Annotated in this window: 18 protein-coding genes; 8 read left to right on the plus strand and 10 right to left on the minus strand. The window is 71.7% G+C overall.

Translation table 11 applies throughout. The features are described 5' to 3' along the window. Positions 1 to 19 precede the first annotated feature (19 nt). From AB0J80_RS00875 to AB0J80_RS00900, 6 genes are read right to left on the minus strand one after another with little or no spacing between them, the layout of a single operon-like run. On the minus strand, positions 20 to 1,042 hold the full coding sequence (locus AB0J80_RS00875; protein WP_364698871.1) for a BadF/BadG/BcrA/BcrD ATPase family protein: 1,023 nt from the start codon (positions 1,040 to 1,042) through the stop codon (positions 20 to 22). After that, complete coding sequence (locus tag AB0J80_RS00880; protein ID WP_364698873.1) at positions 1,039 to 2,295, minus strand: 6-phospho-beta-glucosidase; 1,257 nt, start codon at positions 2,293 to 2,295, stop codon at positions 1,039 to 1,041. The genes AB0J80_RS00875 and AB0J80_RS00880 overlap by 4 nt, the downstream gene beginning before the upstream one ends. After that, positions 2,292 to 3,173, minus strand: coding sequence for a carbohydrate ABC transporter permease (locus AB0J80_RS00885; RefSeq protein ID WP_364698875.1), 882 nt, complete (start codon positions 3,171 to 3,173; stop codon positions 2,292 to 2,294). Before AB0J80_RS00885 ends, AB0J80_RS00880 begins: the two co-directional genes overlap by 4 nt. After that, complete coding sequence (locus AB0J80_RS00890) at positions 3,170 to 4,087, minus strand: sugar ABC transporter permease (RefSeq protein WP_364698876.1); 918 nt, start codon at positions 4,085 to 4,087, stop codon at positions 3,170 to 3,172. Before AB0J80_RS00890 ends, AB0J80_RS00885 begins: the two co-directional genes overlap by 4 nt. 1 nt (position 4,088) lies before the next feature. Continuing rightward, entirely contained in the window at positions 4,089 to 5,414 is a 1,326-nt protein-coding gene (locus tag AB0J80_RS00895; protein WP_364698878.1) for an ABC transporter substrate-binding protein, read from the minus strand. Between the two features lie 36 nt (positions 5,415 to 5,450). Then, positions 5,451 to 6,638 (minus strand): ROK family transcriptional regulator, encoded by a 1,188-nt coding sequence (locus AB0J80_RS00900; RefSeq protein ID WP_364698880.1) that lies wholly within the window; start codon positions 6,636 to 6,638, stop codon positions 5,451 to 5,453. 258 nt (positions 6,639 to 6,896) lie between these two features. Here AB0J80_RS00900 and AB0J80_RS00905 point away from each other — a divergent pair, with 258 nt between their 5' ends. From AB0J80_RS00905 to AB0J80_RS00920, 4 genes are all read left to right on the plus strand, one after another. After that, complete coding sequence (locus AB0J80_RS00905) at positions 6,897 to 8,117, plus strand: chitosanase (RefSeq protein ID WP_364698882.1); 1,221 nt, start codon at positions 6,897 to 6,899, stop codon at positions 8,115 to 8,117. Between the two features lie 124 nt (positions 8,118 to 8,241). After that, complete coding sequence (locus tag AB0J80_RS00910; RefSeq protein WP_364698884.1) at positions 8,242 to 9,087, plus strand: hypothetical protein; 846 nt, start codon at positions 8,242 to 8,244, stop codon at positions 9,085 to 9,087. Between the two features lie 51 nt (positions 9,088 to 9,138). After that, positions 9,139 to 9,597: an SRPBCC family protein gene (locus AB0J80_RS00915; RefSeq protein WP_364698886.1), complete on the plus strand. Its 459-nt coding sequence runs from the start codon at positions 9,139 to 9,141 to the stop codon at positions 9,595 to 9,597. Positions 9,598 to 9,612: 15 nt separating this feature from the next. After that, positions 9,613 to 10,740: a PQQ-binding-like beta-propeller repeat protein gene (locus AB0J80_RS00920; protein WP_364698888.1), complete on the plus strand. Its 1,128-nt coding sequence runs from the start codon at positions 9,613 to 9,615 to the stop codon at positions 10,738 to 10,740. On the opposite strand, the gene AB0J80_RS00925 is transcribed toward AB0J80_RS00920, so the two are convergent. From AB0J80_RS00925 to AB0J80_RS00940, 4 genes are all read right to left on the minus strand, one after another. Beyond that, positions 10,737 to 11,849: an ROK family protein gene (locus AB0J80_RS00925; RefSeq protein ID WP_364698890.1), complete on the minus strand. Its 1,113-nt coding sequence runs from the start codon at positions 11,847 to 11,849 to the stop codon at positions 10,737 to 10,739. The genes AB0J80_RS00920 and AB0J80_RS00925 overlap by 4 nt on opposite strands. A gap of 104 nt (positions 11,850 to 11,953) precedes the next feature. Beyond that, positions 11,954 to 13,621 (minus strand): fumarate hydratase, encoded by a 1,668-nt coding sequence (locus AB0J80_RS00930; RefSeq protein ID WP_364698892.1) that lies wholly within the window; start codon positions 13,619 to 13,621, stop codon positions 11,954 to 11,956. A 70-nt stretch (positions 13,622 to 13,691) separates the two neighbouring features. Further along, positions 13,692 to 15,011, minus strand: a complete 1,320-nt coding sequence (locus tag AB0J80_RS00935) for a hypothetical protein (protein ID WP_364698894.1) — start codon at positions 15,009 to 15,011, stop codon at positions 13,692 to 13,694. 63 nt (positions 15,012 to 15,074) lie between these two features. Then, entirely contained in the window at positions 15,075 to 15,560 is a 486-nt protein-coding gene (locus AB0J80_RS00940; RefSeq protein WP_364698896.1) for an Lrp/AsnC family transcriptional regulator, read from the minus strand. 88 nt (positions 15,561 to 15,648) lie between these two features. Between AB0J80_RS00940 and hppD the strand changes: the two genes are divergently transcribed. The 4 genes from hppD (at position 15,649) to hisC (ending at position 20,129) form a co-directional block, all read left to right on the plus strand. After that, entirely contained in the window at positions 15,649 to 16,803 is a 1,155-nt protein-coding gene (gene hppD / locus AB0J80_RS00945) for a 4-hydroxyphenylpyruvate dioxygenase (protein WP_364698898.1), read from the plus strand. Positions 16,804 to 17,203: 400 nt separating this feature from the next. Further along, positions 17,204 to 17,809, plus strand: a complete 606-nt coding sequence (locus AB0J80_RS00950; RefSeq protein ID WP_364698900.1) for an RDD family protein — start codon at positions 17,204 to 17,206, stop codon at positions 17,807 to 17,809. After that, a complete protein-coding gene (locus AB0J80_RS00955) occupies positions 17,806 to 19,053 on the plus strand; it encodes an RDD family protein (RefSeq protein ID WP_364698902.1) in 1,248 nt (415 codons plus the stop codon). The genes AB0J80_RS00950 and AB0J80_RS00955 overlap by 4 nt, the downstream gene beginning before the upstream one ends. Further along, entirely contained in the window at positions 19,053 to 20,129 is a 1,077-nt protein-coding gene (gene hisC, locus AB0J80_RS00960) for a histidinol-phosphate transaminase (RefSeq protein ID WP_364698904.1), read from the plus strand. Before AB0J80_RS00955 ends, hisC begins: the two co-directional genes overlap by 1 nt. Positions 20,130 to 20,184 lie beyond the last annotated feature (55 nt).

Here is a 20,184-nt window from a genome sequence, read left to right on the forward strand (position 1 = left end):
GGGGCGGTGCTGGGCGGGGTCAGCCGGCGTTCTCGATGGCCACGGCCGGGACCGCCGTCGTGGGGGAGGCGCTTCGCATGGCCGCGCGCAACCGTTCCTCCGCGTCCGGGGACAACCCGAGCGCGTCCAGCGCCAGCAGGGCCGCGCCCACCGCCGGTGGGACGTCGAGCACGCTGATGTCGACCAGGGGCGCCTGGGCGCGGGCGCCGGCCACCACCTGGTCGTGCAGGACGGGGTGCCGGGCGTGCAGGACACCTCCGCCCAGCACCAGTGCGTGCCGCGCCTCGAGCAGGTCCAGCCGGCTCGCGGCCACCCGGTGCTGCGCGAGGATCTCCTCGGCCTGCCGGCGGACCAGGCCCGCCGCCACGGCGTCGCCCTCGGTCGCCGCGGCGAACAGGAGCGGTGTCAGTTCTCGAATGCGCAGCAGCTCGATCTCGCCGAAGTGCAGGCCGATGCTGACCTCCTCCACGCTGGCCTTGCCGAAGTGGCGGGCGACCGCCTCGGACAGCGCCGTCGGCTCGCCTCGGCCGTCCTCGCCGCGGGCGGCCAGGCGCAGGGTGTGTTCGGCCAGGTCGTGGCCGCCGCCCCAGTCGCCGGAGATCGGGCCGAGGGCGACGAAGCGGGCTGTCCGGCCGTCCGCCGCCCGGCCCACGCAGTTGTTGCCCGCGCCGCAGACCACGGCGACGGCATCCGGCAGCGACGTGCCCGCGCGCATCAGCGCGAAGCAGTCGTTGTCCACCAGCGTCGTGCGGCTCCAGCCGCGTGCCGAGATGGCGGCCTGCAGCCGTTCCACCTCGATCGGCAGATCGGCCCCGGCCAGGTAGATCGCAGCCAGGTCGATCGGGGTGGCGGCGGGGAGGCCGGCTTCCGCGCGTACGGCGGAGATGAGGGAACCGAGCGTCTTGAGGGTGCCCGGGAGCCCGATGGTGTGCGGGGACGTGGTCGGTCCGCGGACGAAGCCGAGCACCTCGCCGTCCGCCGTGCCGAGCAGGACGTCCGTCTTCGAGTTGCCGCCGTCCACGGCCAGGTAGAGCGCTCTCATCGGGCCCACGCCAGGTGCTGGGCACCCGCGGCGAGCAGCTTGTCGGTCAGCGCGTCCGCGTACTCGTGCTGGCCGATCAGCGGGTGCGCCAGCAACGCCCGGTAGACCCGTTGCCGGCCGCCGCGGAGGGCGGCGTCGAGCGCCAGTTCCTCGTACCCGGAGACGTGCGCGACCAGTCCGGCCAGGTCGGGCGCGAGGGGGGTGACCGGCAGCGGAGCCGGGCCCTCGTCGCCGGCCCTGGCGGACACCTCGATGACGGCCTGGTCGGGGAGGAAGGGGAGCGTGCCGTTGTTGCGGACGTTGACCGAGTGGACGCCGTTCGGGTCCAGGCCGTGCAGCGACGCGATCAGGCTGACCGCTGCCTCGGAGTAGTACGCACCGCCGCGTTCGCCCAGCAACGCCGGTTTCTCGGTCAGGGCCGGATCCCGGTACATCTCGAGCAGGGTGGCCTCGATCTCGGCGACCCGCTGACCGCGCGTGGGGGCGCCGACGGCGTCGCGGACGTGGCGGTCGTGGGCGTAGAAGTAGCTGAGGTAGTAGGACGGCACGTTGCCGAGCGTGGTCAGCACCTCGGGGTCGAGGTCCACCTCGCCCGCCAGGTCGGCGAGGTGGTTCTCGAGCAGGTAGGGGAGGCGGTCGACGCCGTCCACATAGGCCGCGCGCTCCCACGTCAGGTGGTTGAGCCCGACGTGGTCGAGCACGACCGCCGCCGGGTCGACGTCGAGCATCCGGGCGAAGCGGCGCTGGAATCCGATCGCCACGTTGCAGAGCCCGACGGCCCGGTGCCCGGCGTCGAGCAGCGCCCGGGTGACGATGCCGACCGGGTTGGTGAAGTCGACGATCCACGCGCCCGGTTTCGCGTGCGTCCGGATCCGCTCGGCGACGTCGAGCACGACGGGAACCGTACGCAGAGCCTTGGCCAGCCCGCCCGCCCCCGTGGTCTCCTGGCCCACGCAGCCGCAGTCCAGCGGAAAGGTCTCATCACTGATCCGCGCCGTCTGTCCGCCGACCCGCAGCTGGATCACCGCGGCGTCGGCGTCGGTCACGCCGGCGTCCAGGTCGGTGGTCCAGGTGACCTTCCCGGGGTGGCCGTAGTGCCGGAAGATCCGCGCGGAGAAGGCGCCGACCACGTCCAGCCGGTCCGCCGCGGGGTCGATCAGGACCAGCTCGGAGACCATCGACCCGAGCCGGGCGAACCCGTCCACCAGCTCCGGCGTGTACGTGGACCCGCCGCCGACGACAGCGATCTTCACCCTTTGACTCCCGTGAGTGTGACGCCCTGGACGAATGCCTTCTGGGCGAAGAAGAACACGACGACGATCGGCGCCATGGCCAGCACCGTGGCGGCGGTGACCAGGTTCCAGTCGACGTGATGGACACCGTGGAACGACGCGAGACCCAGCGACAGAGTCCACGAGCTCTCGTTCTCGCTGGTGTAGAGCAGGGGGCCGTAGTAGTCGTTCCAGGCGTAGAAGAACTGGAACAGGGCGGCCGCCGCGATGCCGGGCCGGGCCATCGGGAGCACGACGCGGATGAGGGTGCGCCACTCGCCGCAGCCGTCGACCCGGGCGGCGTCCAGATAGTCGGTCGGGATGGTGAGCAGGAACTGCCTGAGCAGGAAGATGCAGAACGCGTCGCCGAACAGCATGGGGATGACCAGCGGTGCGAGCGAGCCGGTGAGGCCGTAGCGGGCCCACATGAGGTAGAGCGGCACGGTCACCACCTGCGGGGGCAGCATCATCACGCAGATGACGGCCAGGAACATCGCGTTGCGGCCGCGGAACTTCAGCTTGGCGAGGGCGTACGCGGCCGGCACGCTGGACAGCAGCATGAACAGGGTGGCCAGCACCGCGTAGATCACCGTGTTGAGCAGGTAGCGCGGCAGCGGGGTGACCTCGAAGACGCGTACGTAGTTCTCGAAGTGCCAGGTGTTGGGCCAGTAGTCGCTGGTGAGCGCCTGGTCGCTGGTCATCACGGAGATCAGGAACAGGTACACCACCGGGGTCAGGAACATGATGGCCAGCACGATGGCGATGCTGTGCCGGGCGATCCACGCGAGCCGGTTCTGGCGGCGTACCCGTCGGGTGGCGGTCGGGACGGCAAGGGCCGGCCGTTCCAGCAGGGTTGTCATTGGTCCTCCCCGGAGAAGGCCTTGGAGCGGCGGAGCAGGATCACCGTCACCGCGAGCGCGACCACGAACAGCGCGACGGCCATGGCGTTGGCGTAGCCGAGCGCGTTGTAGCGGAAGCCGACCGTGTAGAGCCAGAGCGGGTAGGTGAAGGTGGAGCCCTCGGGGAAGCCGAAGGACGAGGAGATGCCGCCGCCGGTGACGGCCTGCCCGCTGGCGATCGAGCCGGCGACCGCGGCCTGGTCGAAGTACTGCAGCGTGTAGATCACGCCGGTGACCGCGGCGAAGAGGATCACCGGGCGGATCGTCGGCAGGGTGACGTAGCGGAAGCGGTGCCAGGCGTTGGCGCCGTCGAGCGACGCCGCCTCGTAGAGGGTGGGCGAGACGCCCAGCACCGCCGCCAGGAAGATGATCATGATGTCGCCGATGCCCCAGAGGCCGAGCAGGACGAGCGACGGCTTGGACCAGTCCGGCGAGTTGAACCAGAGCGGCCCCTCGATGCCCAGGTGGCCCAGGAACGTGTTGACCGGGCCGGTGCCGGGCTTGAGCAGGTAGACGAAGGCGATGGTGGCCGCGACCGGGGGTGCCAGCGCCGGCAGGTAGAAGATCGTCCGGAAGAAGCCGGCACCCCGTTTGAGCTGGGTGAGCAGCATGGACAGGCCGATCGCGCTGATGATGCGCACCGGGACGAAGACCACGACCATCCACAGCGTGTTGCGGACCGACTGGAGCAGGAACGGGTCCTCGGCCATCCGCCGGTAGTTCGCCAGGCCGACCCACTGCGGCACGGTGAGCAGGTCGAACTTGGTGAACGAGAAGTACATCGCGGACAGCAGCGGGTAGAGGAAGAACACCACGATGCCGATGAGCGCGGGGGCGAGGAAGGAGAGTGTGGTCAGGTTCCGGCGCAGCCGCATGTCAGCCGCCCAGCGTCATCACGCTGTTGATCTGCTTGTCGGCGTCGGCGAGCCCGGCGTCGAGGTCCTTGACCTTGCCGGACTGCCAGTTCGTGGCGAACGTGGCGAACGTCTCCTGGTACGCCGGCCCGGACGCGGACGGCGGCGTGGTGGACGAGTTCGGGCTGGCGAAGATGTCCATGAAGGTCTTGAACTCGGGCTCGACCTGCAGGCCCGGGTCGCTGGTCGCCTTCGTGGTCGTGGGCAGGTTCTTCAGCGAGTTCGCGAGCTTGACGATCGTGGCGTCGTTCGTGGTCAGGTACTTGATGAGCTCCCAGGCCGCCTCGGGGTTCTTGGCGTTCTTCGAGATGCCCACGATGTTGCCCGTGACGTAGCCGCCGCCGTACCGGGCCGGGTCGCCGGCGGGAATGGGGGCGACGCCGTACTTCAGGTTCGGCGCCTGGTCCTTGACGAACGCGAGCCGGTACTCGGCGTCGATGTTGATCGCCACCTGGCCCTTCTGGAACGCGTTGTCCGCGCTGAACTCGTCGCCCAGGCCGGCCCGGAACTTCCGCAGGTTCTCGAAGCCGTACCAGTCGACGAGGTTCTTCTGCCAGGTCAGCAGGGTCTTCCAGGCGGGATCGGTGCCGACGGCGGACTTGCCGTCGTCGGTCAGCCACTTCGCGCCGACGGCCGGGCCCAGGTGCGCGGGCGCGTTCTCGTAGAAGTCGAAGAGCGGCAGGAAGCCGACCGTCTTGAGCGAGCCGTCCGGGTTCTTGACCGTGAGCTTCTTGGCGTCCTCGGTCAGCTCGTCCAGCGTCTTGGGCGGCCCGGCGATACCGGCCTTGGCGAACAGGTCCTTGTTGTAGAACATCCCGTACGCGTCCGCGAGGAACGGCATCGCGCAGCGCTTGCCGTCGAACTCCGTGTACTGCCGGGTCGTGGCGTTCAGCTGGCCGAGGTCGACGTTGTCCCGCTTGATGTACGGCGCGAGGTCCACCCAGGCGCCGGAGGAGCAGAACTTGCCGACGATGTCCGTGGAGTACGACAGCCCGATGTCCGGCCCGTTGCCCGCCCCGATGGCCTGCGTCATCTTCGCGTCGTCCTGACCGGACTTCACGGTCACCTTGATCTTGGGGTGGCTGTCCTGGAACTCCTTGACCACCGTGTCGATGGCGGCCGCCTCGCGCTCGGTGAAGAAGTGCCACAGCTCGACCGTGCCGGACACCTCCGTACCCGGGTCGGCGATCTTCTGTTCCTTGGGGGCGGGGGTGCACGCGGCCGTCAGCAGCAGCGCGGCGGCCGCCGCGATGATCGATTTTTGGGCAGGGGGTATCCGCTTGTTCACTCGGGGGAGTCCTTTCGGCAGGGGTGGTGCGGGGGATCAGGCCTGGTTGTCGCGGATCGAGGCGATCAGCGCCTCGCGGACGGCGGTGAGCCCGGCGTCGAGGGCGCCGAGCAGGACCGCGTCGTCGTCGATCGTGGTGACGGCGATGCTGCTCTCCAGCGGGGCGGCGCGGCGGACCGCGGCGGTCACCGCGCCGAGCAGGGTCTGCCCGCCGGCCTGCGCGACCGGGCCGGCCAGGACGACCAGCGACGGGTCGAGCACGGCTATGACGGCGGCGAGCCCGACCGAGATCCGGTCGGCGAGCTGCACGAAGAACTCACCGGCCCGGTCCGGGTCGGCGGCCGCGGCGGCGACGACCTCGAGAGGCGTACGCCCGGGCACGCCGTGGTCCCGGCCGAGCGCCAGCACCGCGTCACCGCCGACGAGGTCCTGGAGGTCGACCTTGCGGTGGGTGGAGTCGGGGGCGTACAGCGGCATGTAGCCGATCTCGCCGGCACCGCCGCGGGCGCCGCGCATCAGGGTGCCGCCGATGTCGATGGCGAGACCGAGGCCCTCCTGGCCCAGCCAGAGCAGGGCGAAGCCGTCGACGTCGCGGCCCACCCCGCGGCGACGCTCGGCGACCGCGGCGAGGTTGACGTCGTTGTCGACGCCGACGCGGGTGCCGAGCGCCGCGGCTATCTCCGGCACCAGGCCGGGACGGGCGAACCCGGGCACGTCGACGTGGCGGATGGTCTCGGCGCGCGAGTCGTACGAGCCGGCGACGCCGAGCTGCACGTAGCAAACGCTCTCTGCGGCGACGCCCGCTTCTTCGCGCAGCGCGGCGACCACGTCGACCAGGGCGGTCTTGGGGTCGGTGTGCAGGAAGTCGATCCGTCGCTCGATGCGCGCCTGCTCGGTTCCGGTCAGGTCGCACAGCGCGGCGACGACGGACGGGGCTCGACTGGCGCCGATGTCGCGGACCGACACCGCGGCGGCGTAGGCTGCCTGCGGGTTGGCCGCGTAGATCTCGGCGTTGGGCCCGGGACGGCCGCTGTCGTAACCGACGATGGTCACCAGGCCGGCCTCGGTGAGACGGCGCAGCACCTCGGAGATCGTCGGGGTGGACAGCTCGGTGAGCTTGCGCAGATCGGCCCGGGTGAGCCCACCCCGCTCGAGCAGGTGGGCGAGTGCGGCGCTCGCGTTCATCGCGCGCAGCAGCTTGGACGAACCCGCCAGGCGTGTCACCGGGCCTCCGAGAGTGATTGGCAAATCAGCTAACAATTAGCTGGACCGTAAGACCGCCCCGCTGCGAAGTCAAGGGCTCTTCACGCTCCGCCATCAGTCTGAGGTTTGTCGCCGGTCAGTACCTGGCGACCGGGTATTGATAAAACACTTTTACTGACCTAGCGTCACCAAGCATCGCCATCGATGGCGGGTATCCCAGCGCCCGCCGTCGATGGCTCCCCTGTGCGCCCAACCCCTCCATCCCCCACGAGGAGCGCCATGATCCGCAAGAGAACGCTGGCGTACGCCCTCGGCGGCGTGCTCATCCCCGCTGCCGCCGTCGCCTACGGCCTGCTGCCGGCCGGAGCCGCCGCAGCCGGGCCCATCAAGGGACTCGGCGGCAAGTGCGTCGACGTCGCGGCGGCCGGCACCGCCAACGGCACCGCGATCCAGCTCTACGACTGCAACGGCACCAACGCTCAGATCTGGAGCGTCGGCAACAGCGACGGCTCCCTCCGGGCGCTCAACAAGTGCCTGGACGTCACCGGGGCGTCCAGCGCCAACGGCACGAAGATCCAGCTGTACGACTGCAACGGCACCGGCGCCCAGAAGTGGACCGCCGGAACCAACGGAACCCTGGTCAACAGTGGTTCCGGCAAGTGCCTGGACGTCACCGGGTCCAGCACGGCCAACGGCACCCGCCTGCAGATCTGGACCTGCGGTACGGGCGCCGGGCAGAAGTGGACCCTGCCGGGCGGCACCACCACCCCGACCACCCCGACCACCCCGCCGACCAACAGCGGGACGAACCTCGACAACCCGGCGAAGAAGGACGTGGCGATGCAGATCGTCTCGGCCGCCGAGAACTCGTCGCTCGACTGGCGGGCCCAGTTCTCCTACATCGAGGACATCGGCGACGGCCGCGGCTACACCGCCGGCATCATCGGCTTCTGCTCCGGTACGGGCGACATGCTCGAGCTGGTCGAGGCGTACACGAACACCAAACCGAACAACGTGCTGGCGAAGTACCTGCCGGCGCTGCGCAACGTCAACGGCACCGACTCGCACGCCGGGCTCGACCCGAACTTCCCGCGCGACTGGCGTACGGCCGCCGCCGACCCGGTGTTCCAGGCGGCGCAGGAGGCGGAGCGTGACCGCGTCTACTTCAACCCGTCGGTGCGCGACGGCAAGAACGACGGCGTGCGCGCCCTCGGCCAGTTCGCCTACTACGACGCCGCGGTCATGCACGGCTACGAGGGCATGCGCGACATCCGCAACCGCGCGCTACGCAAGGCGAAGCCGCCGGCGCAGGGTGGCAACGAGACGACCTGGCTCAACGCCTTCCTCGACGAGCGCGTGATCGAGATGAAGAAGGAGGAGGCCCACTCGGACACGTCCCGGGTGGACACCGCCCAGCGCGTGTTCCTCCGCAACGGCAACTTCGACCTGAACACCCCGCTGGACTTCGCGGTCTACGGCGAGCCGTTCCATATCGGCTGAGTTCGAAGAACGGGGGAGGGCGGGAAGCTGCGGCTTCCCGCCCTTCTTTCGCTGTCGTTCCTGGCAAAGTGACAAAACGGGCAGTATTGTCCGGCCTTCGCGCGGTCCATTAGGTTCAGTAACCGTGTCAACGCTGGTGCCGCCGGTCTTCGCCGGGCTCGTGGACGATGCGTCCCTGCTGCCTCCCGGGGCCGCCGGCGTGGGCGAGACCGTGGCGGTCCATCGCAAGCACCGGTCCGCCTGGTACAGCCCCTTACTGGGTGCACTGCTCGTACCCTCGTCGCTCGTCGATCTGGACCTTCCGCCGCGCGACCTGACCGTCGGCGTGATCAACGACGCCGCCATCGCCGCCCTGCCCGCCGCCGTGGCGAAGCTGCGTGCCGCCGGTGCGGTCGTGGCCCAGGTGGAGGCGCTGGTGGCCCGGCGCGGCGAGGACCCCCAGCCCGGCCTCGGCGCGCTGCGCAGCCTGGCCGCCGAGGAACGCGGCCTCGAGGTGTACGCGGAGATCCCGCTGAGCTGGGGACTGCTCGCCGCGCTCGACACGGTCGCCGGCGCGCGGGCCGAAGGCCTGGCGATACGGCCCAAGTTCCGCGTCGGTGGGCTGGCGGCGGAGCTCTTTCCCACCCCTGTCGAGTTCGCCGCGGTGATCTGCGCCTGCCGCGACCGGAACCTGCCGTTCAAGCTCGCCGCCGGGCTCCGGCACGCGCTGCGGCACACCGACCCGGAGACCGGCTTCACCCACCACGGCTTCCTCAACGTGCTGGTCGCCTCGGCGGTCGCGGTGGAGGGCGGCGAGGTGGCCGAGGTGGCCGAGGTGCTCGCGGCGACCCACCCGATGCCGCTCATCGAGCCCGCGCGCGCCCGGCGGGAGGACGACCGGCCTCTGTGGGTGGGCTTCGGTGCGGTCAACGTGCTCGAGCCGCTGACCGAGCTGGTCCGCCTCGGCCTGATCAACGGCGGCTTCGAGTAACACCCTGTTGCTCGAGAACAACTCCCCGTACCTTTTATGCGGGAGGTCGCCATGTCCACGGTCGCAGTGACGAGGCTGGTCGAGGCGCCGGTCGTCGAGGTCTGGCGGGTCTTCACCGATCTGCGCCGGCGCTGCGAGTGGCTGTCCACCGTCACCCGCGTCGAACTGCTCACCCCCGGCCCGTTCGACGCCGGCACCGGATGGCGCGAGACCCGGACGATGGCCGACGGCGGCGAGATCACCGAGGAGTTCCGGGTGCGCGAGTGCGCCGTGCCCGACCGGTTCGTGGTCGAGTCGCCCGGCATCGGCGCCGACTACCGGATGACGTACACGTTCGTGCCGGTCATCGAGGGCCGGCACCGCGGCGGCACGATGGTCACCGTCGTGCAGGACGGCACCCCCACGGCTCCCGCCGGGCGGTTCCTCGCGCTGGTCTTCGGCGGGCTGGCCGCGCGTACGGTCGAAGGCGCCCTCCGCCGCGACCTGGACGACCTCGCGGCGGCCGCCTGAAATAGGGTCCCGAGGGTGACCCGGAAGCTGCTGCGCGCCCTCGCCGCGATCGTCGTGCTGGCCGCCGCCGGCCTGATCGGCTGGCGGGTACTGGGGCCCGCCGAAGTGATCAAGCCTGCCACCGGGCCCTACCCGGTCGCGGCTCTGCGGCCCGCCGGAGTCATCGGCAAGCTGACGATGTCCCCGCTGATCGTCGACGACCGGGTCCGGGTGTACGCCGGCAAGCGCCTCGTGAAAGCCGACGGGCCGGTGGACGCCGAGACCATGAACACGCCGCGGTGGTCGTACCGGCGATGGCCGGAACAGGTCAGCGGCGTGGTCGCGGTCGGCGCCACGGTGGTGACCCGGTGGACCGACGGCAAGCTGGTCGCGCTCGACGCCCGGACCGGCACGGTCACGTGGCGCGCCGACGGCCCCGCCGGCCCACCCTTCTCGGGCCGCACCGGCGCCGACGCGGTCTGGGCGCCCCCGGGCCTGTTCACCGCGGGCACCAGCATCCTCGTCGCCGCCGGCCGCCAGGTCTCAGCCCGGTCGAGCGAGGACGGCTCCCTGCGCTGGACCGCCGACCTGCCCCCCGGCTGCGCATCGGACGCGTTCGTCACAGCGGGCGGCCGGTTCGTGTGCGGGGAAGGCGCCTGGGACGTCATCTCGGGCGCGGCGGTGCGGGGCTGGCCGGTCGGCCCGTCGACCCCGCTGGGCTGCGACGTGGCGCGATCCGGGTGCGGCGGGCTGCGGGACGCCTCCGGGCAGGGCTGGCTCGTGGACGCCCGCCGCCCGTCGCGGGCCACCGAGCTGGATCCTGCCGGCGCCACGGCCGTGGACGGCCTCGTCCTCGCGACGGCGGGCGGGGCGGTGACCGCCTCCGGCACGGCGACGTGGCGGTGGCCCGGCGACGCGCGGGTTCTCGGCGTACGCGCGAACAAGGTGGTGCTCCTGACCGCGGCCTTCGAGCTGGTGGTGCTGGACGCGCGCACCGGGACGCAGCTCGCCCGCTTCCCGGCGTACGTCGACGACGAGCGCGTCGAGGCGTGGGAGCCGCACCACTGGCAGGTGACCGGCACGGTGGTGGCCGTCGAGCGGCGGTACCCGGGCGAGCCCGACCGCTACTACACGATGGACCCGACGCTCCTGGGCGCGATCTAGACCAGAGCCGCCAGCAGCGCCGTCCACGCCTCCTCGGCAGCCCCGGCGAGCGGGCCGTCGTAGCCGAGACGGGCGGCCAGCACCGGCGGCGGAGCGGCCCGGCGGAAACCCATGAGGCCCGCCCGGTACGCCTCGTCGATCCGCTCCGGCGCCGCGGCGAGCAGGTCGACGCCCAGGCCGCCGAGCGTCACCAGGTCCGGGTCGAGGCCGTTGACCAGGCCCGCGATGCCCCGGCCCAGGGCGGTCGCCACGGTGGCCGTCGCGGCGGCCGGTTCCGGGTCGGTGGAGGTGATGATGCGGCGGGCGTACGAGACCGGATCCGGGGGAGGCGCGTGGCCCAGGAGGCGGGCCAGGGCCGAACCGTCGACCGCGGTGCCCCAGCAGCCGTACGCACCGCACGGACACGCCACCGTGGGATCCCCGAACGGCATGTGGCCGAACTCCCCGGCCGCGCCGAGAGCGCCGACGAGAACCTGGCCGCCGTTGACGACGGCACCGCCGAGACCCGCCTCGATGCGCAGGTGAAGGGCGACGGAGGCACCCACGGCCACGCCACGGTGGGACTCCGCCGAAGCCGCCAGCGTGGCATCGTTGCCCGCGACGAAGATCTCCGCGCCGGGCCAGGCCGCCGCCAGGTCCACCTCGTGCCAGCCGAGGTTGCTGGCATCGAGCATGAGATCCCGCGAGACGGTGCCGGGCGCGGAGATGCCGATTCCGCGGATGCGCCCGCCGTACGTGCGGCGCAGCTCGGCCACCGCCGCCCCGATCGCCGCGACCACCTCGTCACCGCCGCGCCCGGCCAGGTCCTCGGTCCTGGTGGCCAGCGTGCCGCCGCCCAGCTCCACCACGTCGACCCGCCACGCCTCGTGGGTGATGGACGCGGCGGCGATCAGCGGCCCCCGGGGGTGGGGGATCAGCGCGGTCGTGGGCCGGCCCCGGGCGCCGCTCGGCGCGGCCGGGCCCTCGGCCAGCAGCTCGGCCTGGCCCAGCCGGCCGACGAGCTCGGTCGTCGCGCCGGTGCCGACCCCGATCAGCCGGGCCGCGTCCGCCCGGGTCACGCCGGGACGGGCGTGCACCACCCGGAGCAGCTCGGTCGCGCGCGTCGTCACACCGGTCCCCCTTACGCTCGGTTCGAGAGCATTCTCCCCGTCCTCGCGCCGTTCCGGCTGATCTTCGTGCTGGTGGCGGCCGGGCTCGCCCTACCGGGTGAGTCTCAGCGGCGACCGATGCTGAGGACCGGCTTGGTCACCTCGGCGAAGAAGTCGTTGCCCTTGTCGTCCACCACGATGAAGGCCGGGAAGTCCTCCACCTCGATCCGCCACACGGCCTCCATGCCGAGCTCCGGATACTCCAGCACCTCGACGTGGCGGATGCAGTCCTGTGCCAGCCGCGCCGCCGGGCCGCCGATCGAGCCCAGGTAGAAGCCGCCGTGGCTCTGGCAGGCCTTGGTCACCTGCGCCGACCGGTTGCCCTTGGCCAGCATGACCAGGGAGCCGCCCGCGGCCTGGAACTTCTCCACGTACGCGTCCATGCGGCCGGCCGTGGTCGGGCCGAAGGAGCCGGACGCGTAGCCCTCCGGCGTCTTGGCCGGGCCGGCGTAGTAGACCGCGTGGTCGCGCAGGTACTGCGGCATGGGTTCGCCCGCGTCGAGGCGTTCGGCGATCTTGGCGTGGGCGATGTCGCGGGCCACGACCAGGGGGCCGGAGAGCGACAGGCGGGTCTTCACCGGGTACTTGGCCAGCTGGGCGCGGATGGCGTCCATGGGCTGGTTGAGGTCGACCCGGACGACCTCGTCGGTCTCGAGGTTGTCGTCGGTGACGTCCGGGAGGAAGCGGGCCGGGTCCGGCTCCAGGCGTTCCAGCCAGACGCCGGACGGGGTGATCTTGCCGAGGGCCTGGCGGTCGGCCGAGCAGGAGACCGCGATGGCCACCGGGCAGGAGGCGCCGTGCCGGGGGAGGCGGATGACGCGTACGTCGTGACAGAAGTACCGCCCGCCGAACTGGGCGCCGATGCCGAAGTCGCGGGTCAGCTCGAGGACCGCCGCCTCGAGCTCGACGTCGCGGAAGCCGTGACCGGTCATCGAGCCCTCGCGCGGGAGGTTGTCGAGGTACTTCGCGCTGGCCAGCTTCGCCGTCTTCAGCGCGTGCTCGCCGCTGGTGCCGCCGATGACCACAGCCAGGTGGTACGGCGGGCAGGCCGACGTGCCGATGAGCCGCAGCTTCTCGTCCAGGAACTCCATCATCCGCGCCGGGTTCAGCAGCGCCTTGGTCTCCTGGTAGAGGTACGACTTGTTGGCCGAGCCGCCGCCCTTGGCCATGAACAGGAACTTGTACGCGTCCGGTTGCCCGCCCGGGTCCTCCGCGTACAGCTCGATCTGGGCCGGGAGGTTGGAGCCGGTGTTCTTCTCGTCCCACATCGTCAGCGGGGCGAGCTGCGAGTACCGCAGGTTCAGCCGGGTGTACGCCTGATAGACGCCCAGGGCGATGGCCTGCTCGTCCGTACCGTCGGTGAGCACGTGCCGGCCGCGTTTGCCCATGACGATCGCCGTACCCGTGTCCTGGCACATCGGGAGCACGCCGCCGGCGGCGATGTTGGCGTTGCGCAGCAGGTCGAGGGCGACGAACCGGTCGTTCGGCGAGGCCTTGGGGTCGTCGATGATCGACCGCAGCTGGGCGAGGTGGGCCGGGCGCAGGAAGTGCGCGATGTCGTGCATGGCCTCGGCGGTCAGCAGCGTGAGCACGCCCGGGTCGACGGTGAGGAACCGTCGGCCGCCGGGCCCCTCGACCACGTCGACGCCCTCGTCGGCGAGCAGTCGGTACTCGGTCGTGTCGTCGCCGGTCGGCAACAGCGGCGAGTACGAGAAAGCGGCGGCTCTGCTCATGACGGGCAAGCCTAGGCCAGCGCAGGCCGGCAGTGCTAACCAGCCGGGTGATGCCTTGATACCGGTTCGATCACCGTGCGGGAGATGAGCCGTACGGGACGTAGGCCATGTCTCGCCCGGAGACCAGAATCAGGCCGCTCGGGCCGGCCGCGAAGACCGTCGCGGCCGTGCGGGCCTCGGCCAGGACAACCCCGGTGCGCGGGCTGAGTGCGACGATCTTGCTGGGTTTCGCTTCCGCGATGATGGCCGCGTACGGGGTGAGCGCCGCGGACGCCCTCTCGCCGACGTTGCGGCGCCAGACCACGGACCCGCGGCTGAAGGAGCGGGCGCTGACCGTCTTCTTGTCGGCGCTGCGGATCAGGGCGTAGGCGTTGTCGACGGCGAGAACGGTCTGCCCCTCCCGGCCGTGCCAGAGGTCGCGGCCGTCGTGCGCGGCGATCAGCTCCTGCCGGCCGACGGGGTCGACACCGAGCACGACGTCCGAGCCGCCGGCCGGGTCCCGTTCCTGCCGGCAGTCGGAGCCGTTGTCGGCGGTACGCAGGTTCAGCCCGTCGCGCTGCCACACGGCCTGGCCCGACGGCGGGTCGTGGGCGACCACGCCGTAGTAACAGGTGCCGTCCCGGGCCTCGCCGGTCACCGTGAGTACCCGGCCGCCGGCAACGGCGACCCGCTGGTCGCGGTCGGGCGTACGGGTCTGCAGCACCCGGCCCTGGGCGGTGTCGATGATCTGCACCTTGCCGTCGCCGGGCAGCCCGAGGAGGTCGGGGAGCGGCCGCGGGCCGGCGGCGCGGGCGTCGACCCGGTCGGCGTCGATCGGCCGGGTGTCGGGCAGGTCGGGGTTCGACGCGTCGAGCACGAAGCCGATGCCGGGGGTGGCGACCGTCCACAGGGGTTTGCTTCCCCGCGGCTCCCACGCGCTGAGCTCGCATTCTGCGGCCTGGGGGCAGCGCAGGTCGAGGATCGCGTCCGCGTACGTCCACACGGCCGTCGCCGCGGTGTCCTTGCGCCGGACCGCGCCGGTGGCGGGGTCGAGCACCTCGTAGCCCTTGGTCAGCAGCCGCCCCACGACGACCACGGCGTCGGAGTCGCCGCCGGCCACCCCGGCCCAGTCGGCGTCGGACTTCCACAGGCGGACGCCGGCGGTCAGCCCGTACGCCTCGATCGAGGTCCGGTACTCGACGATGGCCGCGCCCCCGGTGATGGTGACGCTCTGTGGCGAGCCGCCGATCGCGGTCTGCCAGGCCGACGCGCCCTCGGCGATGGGGTCGCTGCGGGTGATCCACGACCAGACGCCGGGCCACGGGTTCCACGCTCCGGTGGTGGCCAGCACGATGACCGTGACGAGCCCTACCAGGGCAACGCCCTTGGGAGTCGGACCGCCGGATGCCACGCCGGACACGGTAACGAGATCGACACGGCTCGACGGTTAGCCCGAAAAGCCCGTGTCGATGGCTTACGTCCCGCTCGCGGCTCTGACCAGCGGCATCGTGCGGTACGGGATCTGCTCCGCGAGCGCGATGATCGTCGACGCACGCATGATCCCCTCGTACGCCAGGATGTGGTCGATCACGCGCTGCAGGTCGGCGTTCGAACGGGCGACGATCCGGCACATCAGGTCGCCGCTGCCGGTGATCGTGTGCGCCTCCAGCACCTCCGGGATGTCCGCGAGGTGCTCGGTGACGGCGCTGTGCCCGTACCGTTGGGAGATCTCCAGAGTCACGAAGCTCATCACCCCGAAGCCGATGGCCGCGGGCGAGACGTCGGGGCCGAAGCCGCGGACGGCACCGCGGGCGATCAGCTTGTCGAGGCGCGCCTGCACCGTGCCGCGGGCGACCGCAAGCCGGCGGGACAGCTCGAGGACGCCGATGCGGGGCTCGTCGGCGAGCATGGCGAGAAGGCGGCCGTCGAGCGCGTCGAGATGAACATCTTGTATAGCCATGATGGGTTCTCACCCTACCGAATGCGCAGACTGATCAACGTACGACGACAGTGTTGCCCAGCGCCCTGACCTGGGACAACCTCTCGTCATGACGCAGATGATGGAACACGCCACGAACACCGACGACGTCTTCCCCGTCAAGGGCGTCGACTACCTGCGGTTCCTCGTGGGCAACGCGAAGCAGGCGGCCCACTACTACTCCACCGCCTTCGGCATGACCTGCGTCGCCTACCGCGGCCCCGAGCACGGCCATCGCGACCACGCCGAGTACGTGCTGGTCAGCGGCTCGGCACGGTTCGTGGTCACCGGCATGGTGCACGCCGGGGCGCCGGGCGCCGACCACGTCACCCGGCACGGCGACGGCATCTCCGACATCGCGCTGACCGTGCCCGACGTCGACAAGGCGTACGCCCACGCGCTCTCCGCCGGCGCCCGCGGGGTCACCGAGCCGCACGACCTCACCGACGAACACGGCACCGTACGGATCGCCTCGATCGCCGCGTACGGCGACACGGTCCACTCGCTGGTCGACCGCTCCCGCTACGACGGCCCGTTCCTGCCCGGCTTCGTGGCCCGCGAGCCGATCGTCGACCGGCAGCCCGCCATCGCCGCCGGCCTGCAGCCCAAGCGCTTCTTCCAGGCGGTCGACCACGTGGTCGGCAACGTCGAGCTCGGCCGGATGGACGAGTGGGTGGAGTTCTACCGCCGCGTCATGGGCTTCACCAACATGGCCGAGTTCATCGGCGACGACATCGCCACCGACTACTCGGCGCTGATGAGCAAGGTCGTCGCGGACGGCACCCGCAAGGTCAAGTTCCCGCTCAACGAGCCGGCGATCTCCCAGCGCAAGTCCCAGATCGACGAGTACCTCGAGTTCTACGGCGGCCCGGGCGCCCAGCACGTCGCGGTCGCCACCAACGACATCATCGCCAGCGTCGACGCCATGCGGGCGGCCGGCGTGGAGTTCCTCGACACCCCGGACTCGTACTACGACGACCCGGAGCTGCGCGCCCGCATCGGTGAGGTCCGCGCGCCGATCGACGAGCTCAAGAAGCGCAAGATCCTGGTCGACCGCGACGAGGACGGCTACCTGCTGCAGATCTTCACCAAGCCGGTCCAGGACCGCCCGACGGTGTTCTTCGAGCTGATCGAACGGCACGGATCGCTCGGTTTCGGCAAGGGAAACTTCAAGGCGCTGTTCGAAGCGATCGAGCGGGAGCAGGAGCTGCGCGGCAACCTGTAACACTGTTCCCGTGACCGAAGCGAACGACGACGCCCCGGACGCGGGCCGGCCCGAACCGGCCCGCGAGCCGACATCGCCTCCGAGCGCCGCAACGCCGCCGCCCGGCGGTCCGGGCGCGGGTTCGCCGCAGCCTGGCGGTTCGCCGCAGCCTGGCGACGCTCCCGGTGCTGCGCCTTGGCCCGGCGCCGTCGGCGCGCCTTGGCCTGGCGCGGAGGCTGCGGCTCAGCCTGGCGCGGCTCAGCCTGGCGCGGCTCAGCCTGGGGCGGGGGCTGCGCCTTGGGCCGGAGCGGGGGCTGCGCCTTGGGCCGGAGCCGGTGCTGCGCCTTGGGCCGGTGCGGGGGCTGGGGCTGGTGGTGCGCCCTGGCCCGGGGCGGGCGGGGCTTGGCCGGGGGGCGGGCAGGTGCCGCCGCCGGGATATCCGCCGTACTACGGACCGCCCCCGCAGTACGGTCCGCCCGGGTGGCCGGCGCAGCCCGTGCCGCTCAGCCCGGACGGCCGTCCGCTCGCCGACTTCGGGAGCCGCTTCCTCGCGTACCTCATCGACATCGCGATCCTCACGGCGGTCTCGATGGTCGTGTTCGTGCCCGTGATGCTGTGGTTCACCTTCCGGATGTTCGACATGGCCGCGCTGACCGACCCGTACGCCGACCCCGTAGCGGTCCAGGAGCAGATGTTCCGCGATTTCGTCGTCCCGTTCCTGCTCATGGAACTGGGCCTGGTCGTGTTCCTGCTGATCGCCTACTACATCTATTACGTCGAGATGATGTTCCGCACCGGCCAGACCCTCGGCAAGAAGCTGATCAAGGTGCGGGTCGTCCCGATCGAGCCGGGTGCGACGCTGACCCGCGGGATGGCGGCCAAGCGCTACCTCATCGAGTTCGTCGGTGGGGTGCTCGTTCCGTTCTTCAGCTACCTGGACGGCCTCTGGCAGCTGTGGGACAAGCCCTACCAGCAGACACTGCACGACAAGGTCGCCAAGACCGTCGTGGTAAAGGTTGCGCCATGAGCTCGCTGCCCCCCGGTTGGTACAAGGACCCGGCCGACCCGTCGACCCAGCGCTGGTGGGACGGCGAGGGCTGGCTGGGCAAGGCGATACCGGCGGACCAGGAACCGCCGGCCGGGCCGCCGCCCGCCGAGGAGACGCAGCAGGTCACGCCGGGGCCGGTCGCGCCCCCGCCCGGGAGCTCGGGACTGCCGCTCGGCTATCCGCCGGGATATCCCGTGCCGCCGCCCGGTTGGACGCCGCCGCCAGGGTGGCAGCCGGCGCCCGGCTGGCAGCCGCCGCCCGGCTATCCCGCGCCGCCGCCGGCGGGCTGGCAGCCGCCGCCGGGCCACTCGATGCCGCCCGGCCAGCCGGCCCCTCCGCCCGGTCAGCCGGCCGCGGGTCAGCCGGCCCCTCTGCCCGGTCAGCCCGCCCCTGCGCCTGGTCAGCCGGCCGCGGGTCAGCCGGCCGCGGGTCAGCCGGCCGCGGGTCAGCCGGCCGCGGGTCAGCCCGTGCCGTCGTCCGGTCAGCCGTCCACGCCGGCGCCGGGCGGCGTGCCGGTGGCCGGCCAGCCTTCCGGATGGCAGTTGCCGCCGGGCTATCCCGTACCGCCGCCGGGCTGGCAGCCGCCCCCCGGCTGGACCCCGCCGCCGGGTGTGATGTTCCCCTACCCGGTGCAGGCCCGGCCGCACGGCATGGCTCTGGCCGGCCTGGGTCGCCGGCTGGTCGCGCGCCTCGTCGACATCGTCGCGGTCGTGCTGCTCAACGTGGTGGTGAACGGCTGGCTGGCGTACCAGTGGTGGCTCGAGGTCGAGCCGCTGTTCCGCGCCGCGATGACCGAGCCGTTCACCACGCCTCAGCCGGCTTCCGTGCGGTCCAGCTACATCATGCTGACGATGCTGTTCGTGGCGACGGCGCTCTGGTTCGCGTACGAGGTGCCGGCCGTCGCCAACAGCGGGCAGACCCTGGGCAAGCGGCTGCTGCAGGTGAAGGTCGTCAAGCTGGAGGACACCGCGCCGCTCGGTTTCGGGCGGGCGTTCCGGCGCTGGGCGCGGCTCGGCATGTGGACGCCGCTGTGGAGCTGCTACGGCATCGGGTTCCTGGCGCAGCTCATCGACTCCGGCTCGGTGCTCTTCGACCAGCGGCTGCACCAGGCGTTGCACGACAAGTCCGCCGGAACCGTCGTCGTCGCGGCGCCGCCCGGCCGCCCCCAGCACCCCGTCCCGGCCGCGCCGGGGAACGCCGACGATCACACCGGAGGAAACTGATGACCAGGCTGACCCGTGCCGACCTGGAGGCGCTGCCCTCGTACGTGCCCGGCCGCAACGTCGCCGACCTGGCGCGCGAGCTGGGGATCGCCGAGGCGATCAAGCTGGCCAGCAACGAGGTGCCGTTCGGCCCGCTGCCGGGCGTGCCCGAGGCGGTCGCGGCGGCCGTCACCGAGTCGCACCGGTACCCGGACATGGGCGTGGTGCAGCTGCGGGACAAGCTTGCCGAACGGTACGGCGTCAGCCCCGACCGCATCGTCACGGGCTGCGGCTCGGTGGCGCTGGCCGAGCACCTGGCGAAGGCCACCTGCCTTCCCGGCGACGAGATCGTGTACGCGTGGCGCTCCTTCGAGGCGTACCCGATCATCTCGGCCGGCGTCGGCGCGACCAGCGTTCGTGTTCCGAACACCCCGGCGCACGACCACGACCTGCCGGCCATGGCGGCCGCGATCACCGATCGCACCCGCCTGGTGATTGTCTGCAACCCGAACAACCCGACCGGCACGAGCGTGCGCCGCGCGGAGCTCGACCGCTTCCTGGACACCGTTCCGGACAGCGTTCTGGTGGTGCTGGACGAGGCCTACCGCGAGTTCGTCACCGACGACGAGGTTCCGGACGGACTGGCCACGTACGGTGATCGCCCGAACGTCGTGGTCCTGCGCACCATGAGCAAAGCGTGGGGTCTCGCCGGCCTGAGGGTGGGCTTCCTGGTGGCGCAGCCGGACGTCGCGGGCGCGATCCGCAAGGTCCTCACTCCCTTCTCGACCAGCCTCGTCGCCCAGGCTGCGGCGCTCGCCGCCCTCGACGCCGAGGACGAGGTCAAGCGTCGCTGTGCCATCGTCGTCGCCGAACGCGAACGGGTCACCGAGGCGCTGCGCAAGCTGCTCCCGGACGTGCCGTCGAGCCAGTCCAACTTCGTCTGGCTCCCGCTGGGCGAGAAGGCCGCGGCATTCGGCGCGGCCTGCGAGAGCCGCGGCGTCATCGTCCGCCCCTTCCAGGGCGACGGGGTCCGGGTCACCATCGGTACGCCGGAAGAGAACGACGCCTTCCTCGCCGCCGCCGAAGCGGCACTCTGACGAGTCCGGCCGGGCCTCGCCGCCACGGGCGGGGCCCGCTGACCGCGGCGGCGGC

Source organism: Actinoplanes sp. NPDC049548, assembly GCF_040676695.1.
Lineage (GTDB): Bacteria > Actinomycetota > Actinomycetes > Mycobacteriales > Micromonosporaceae > Actinoplanes.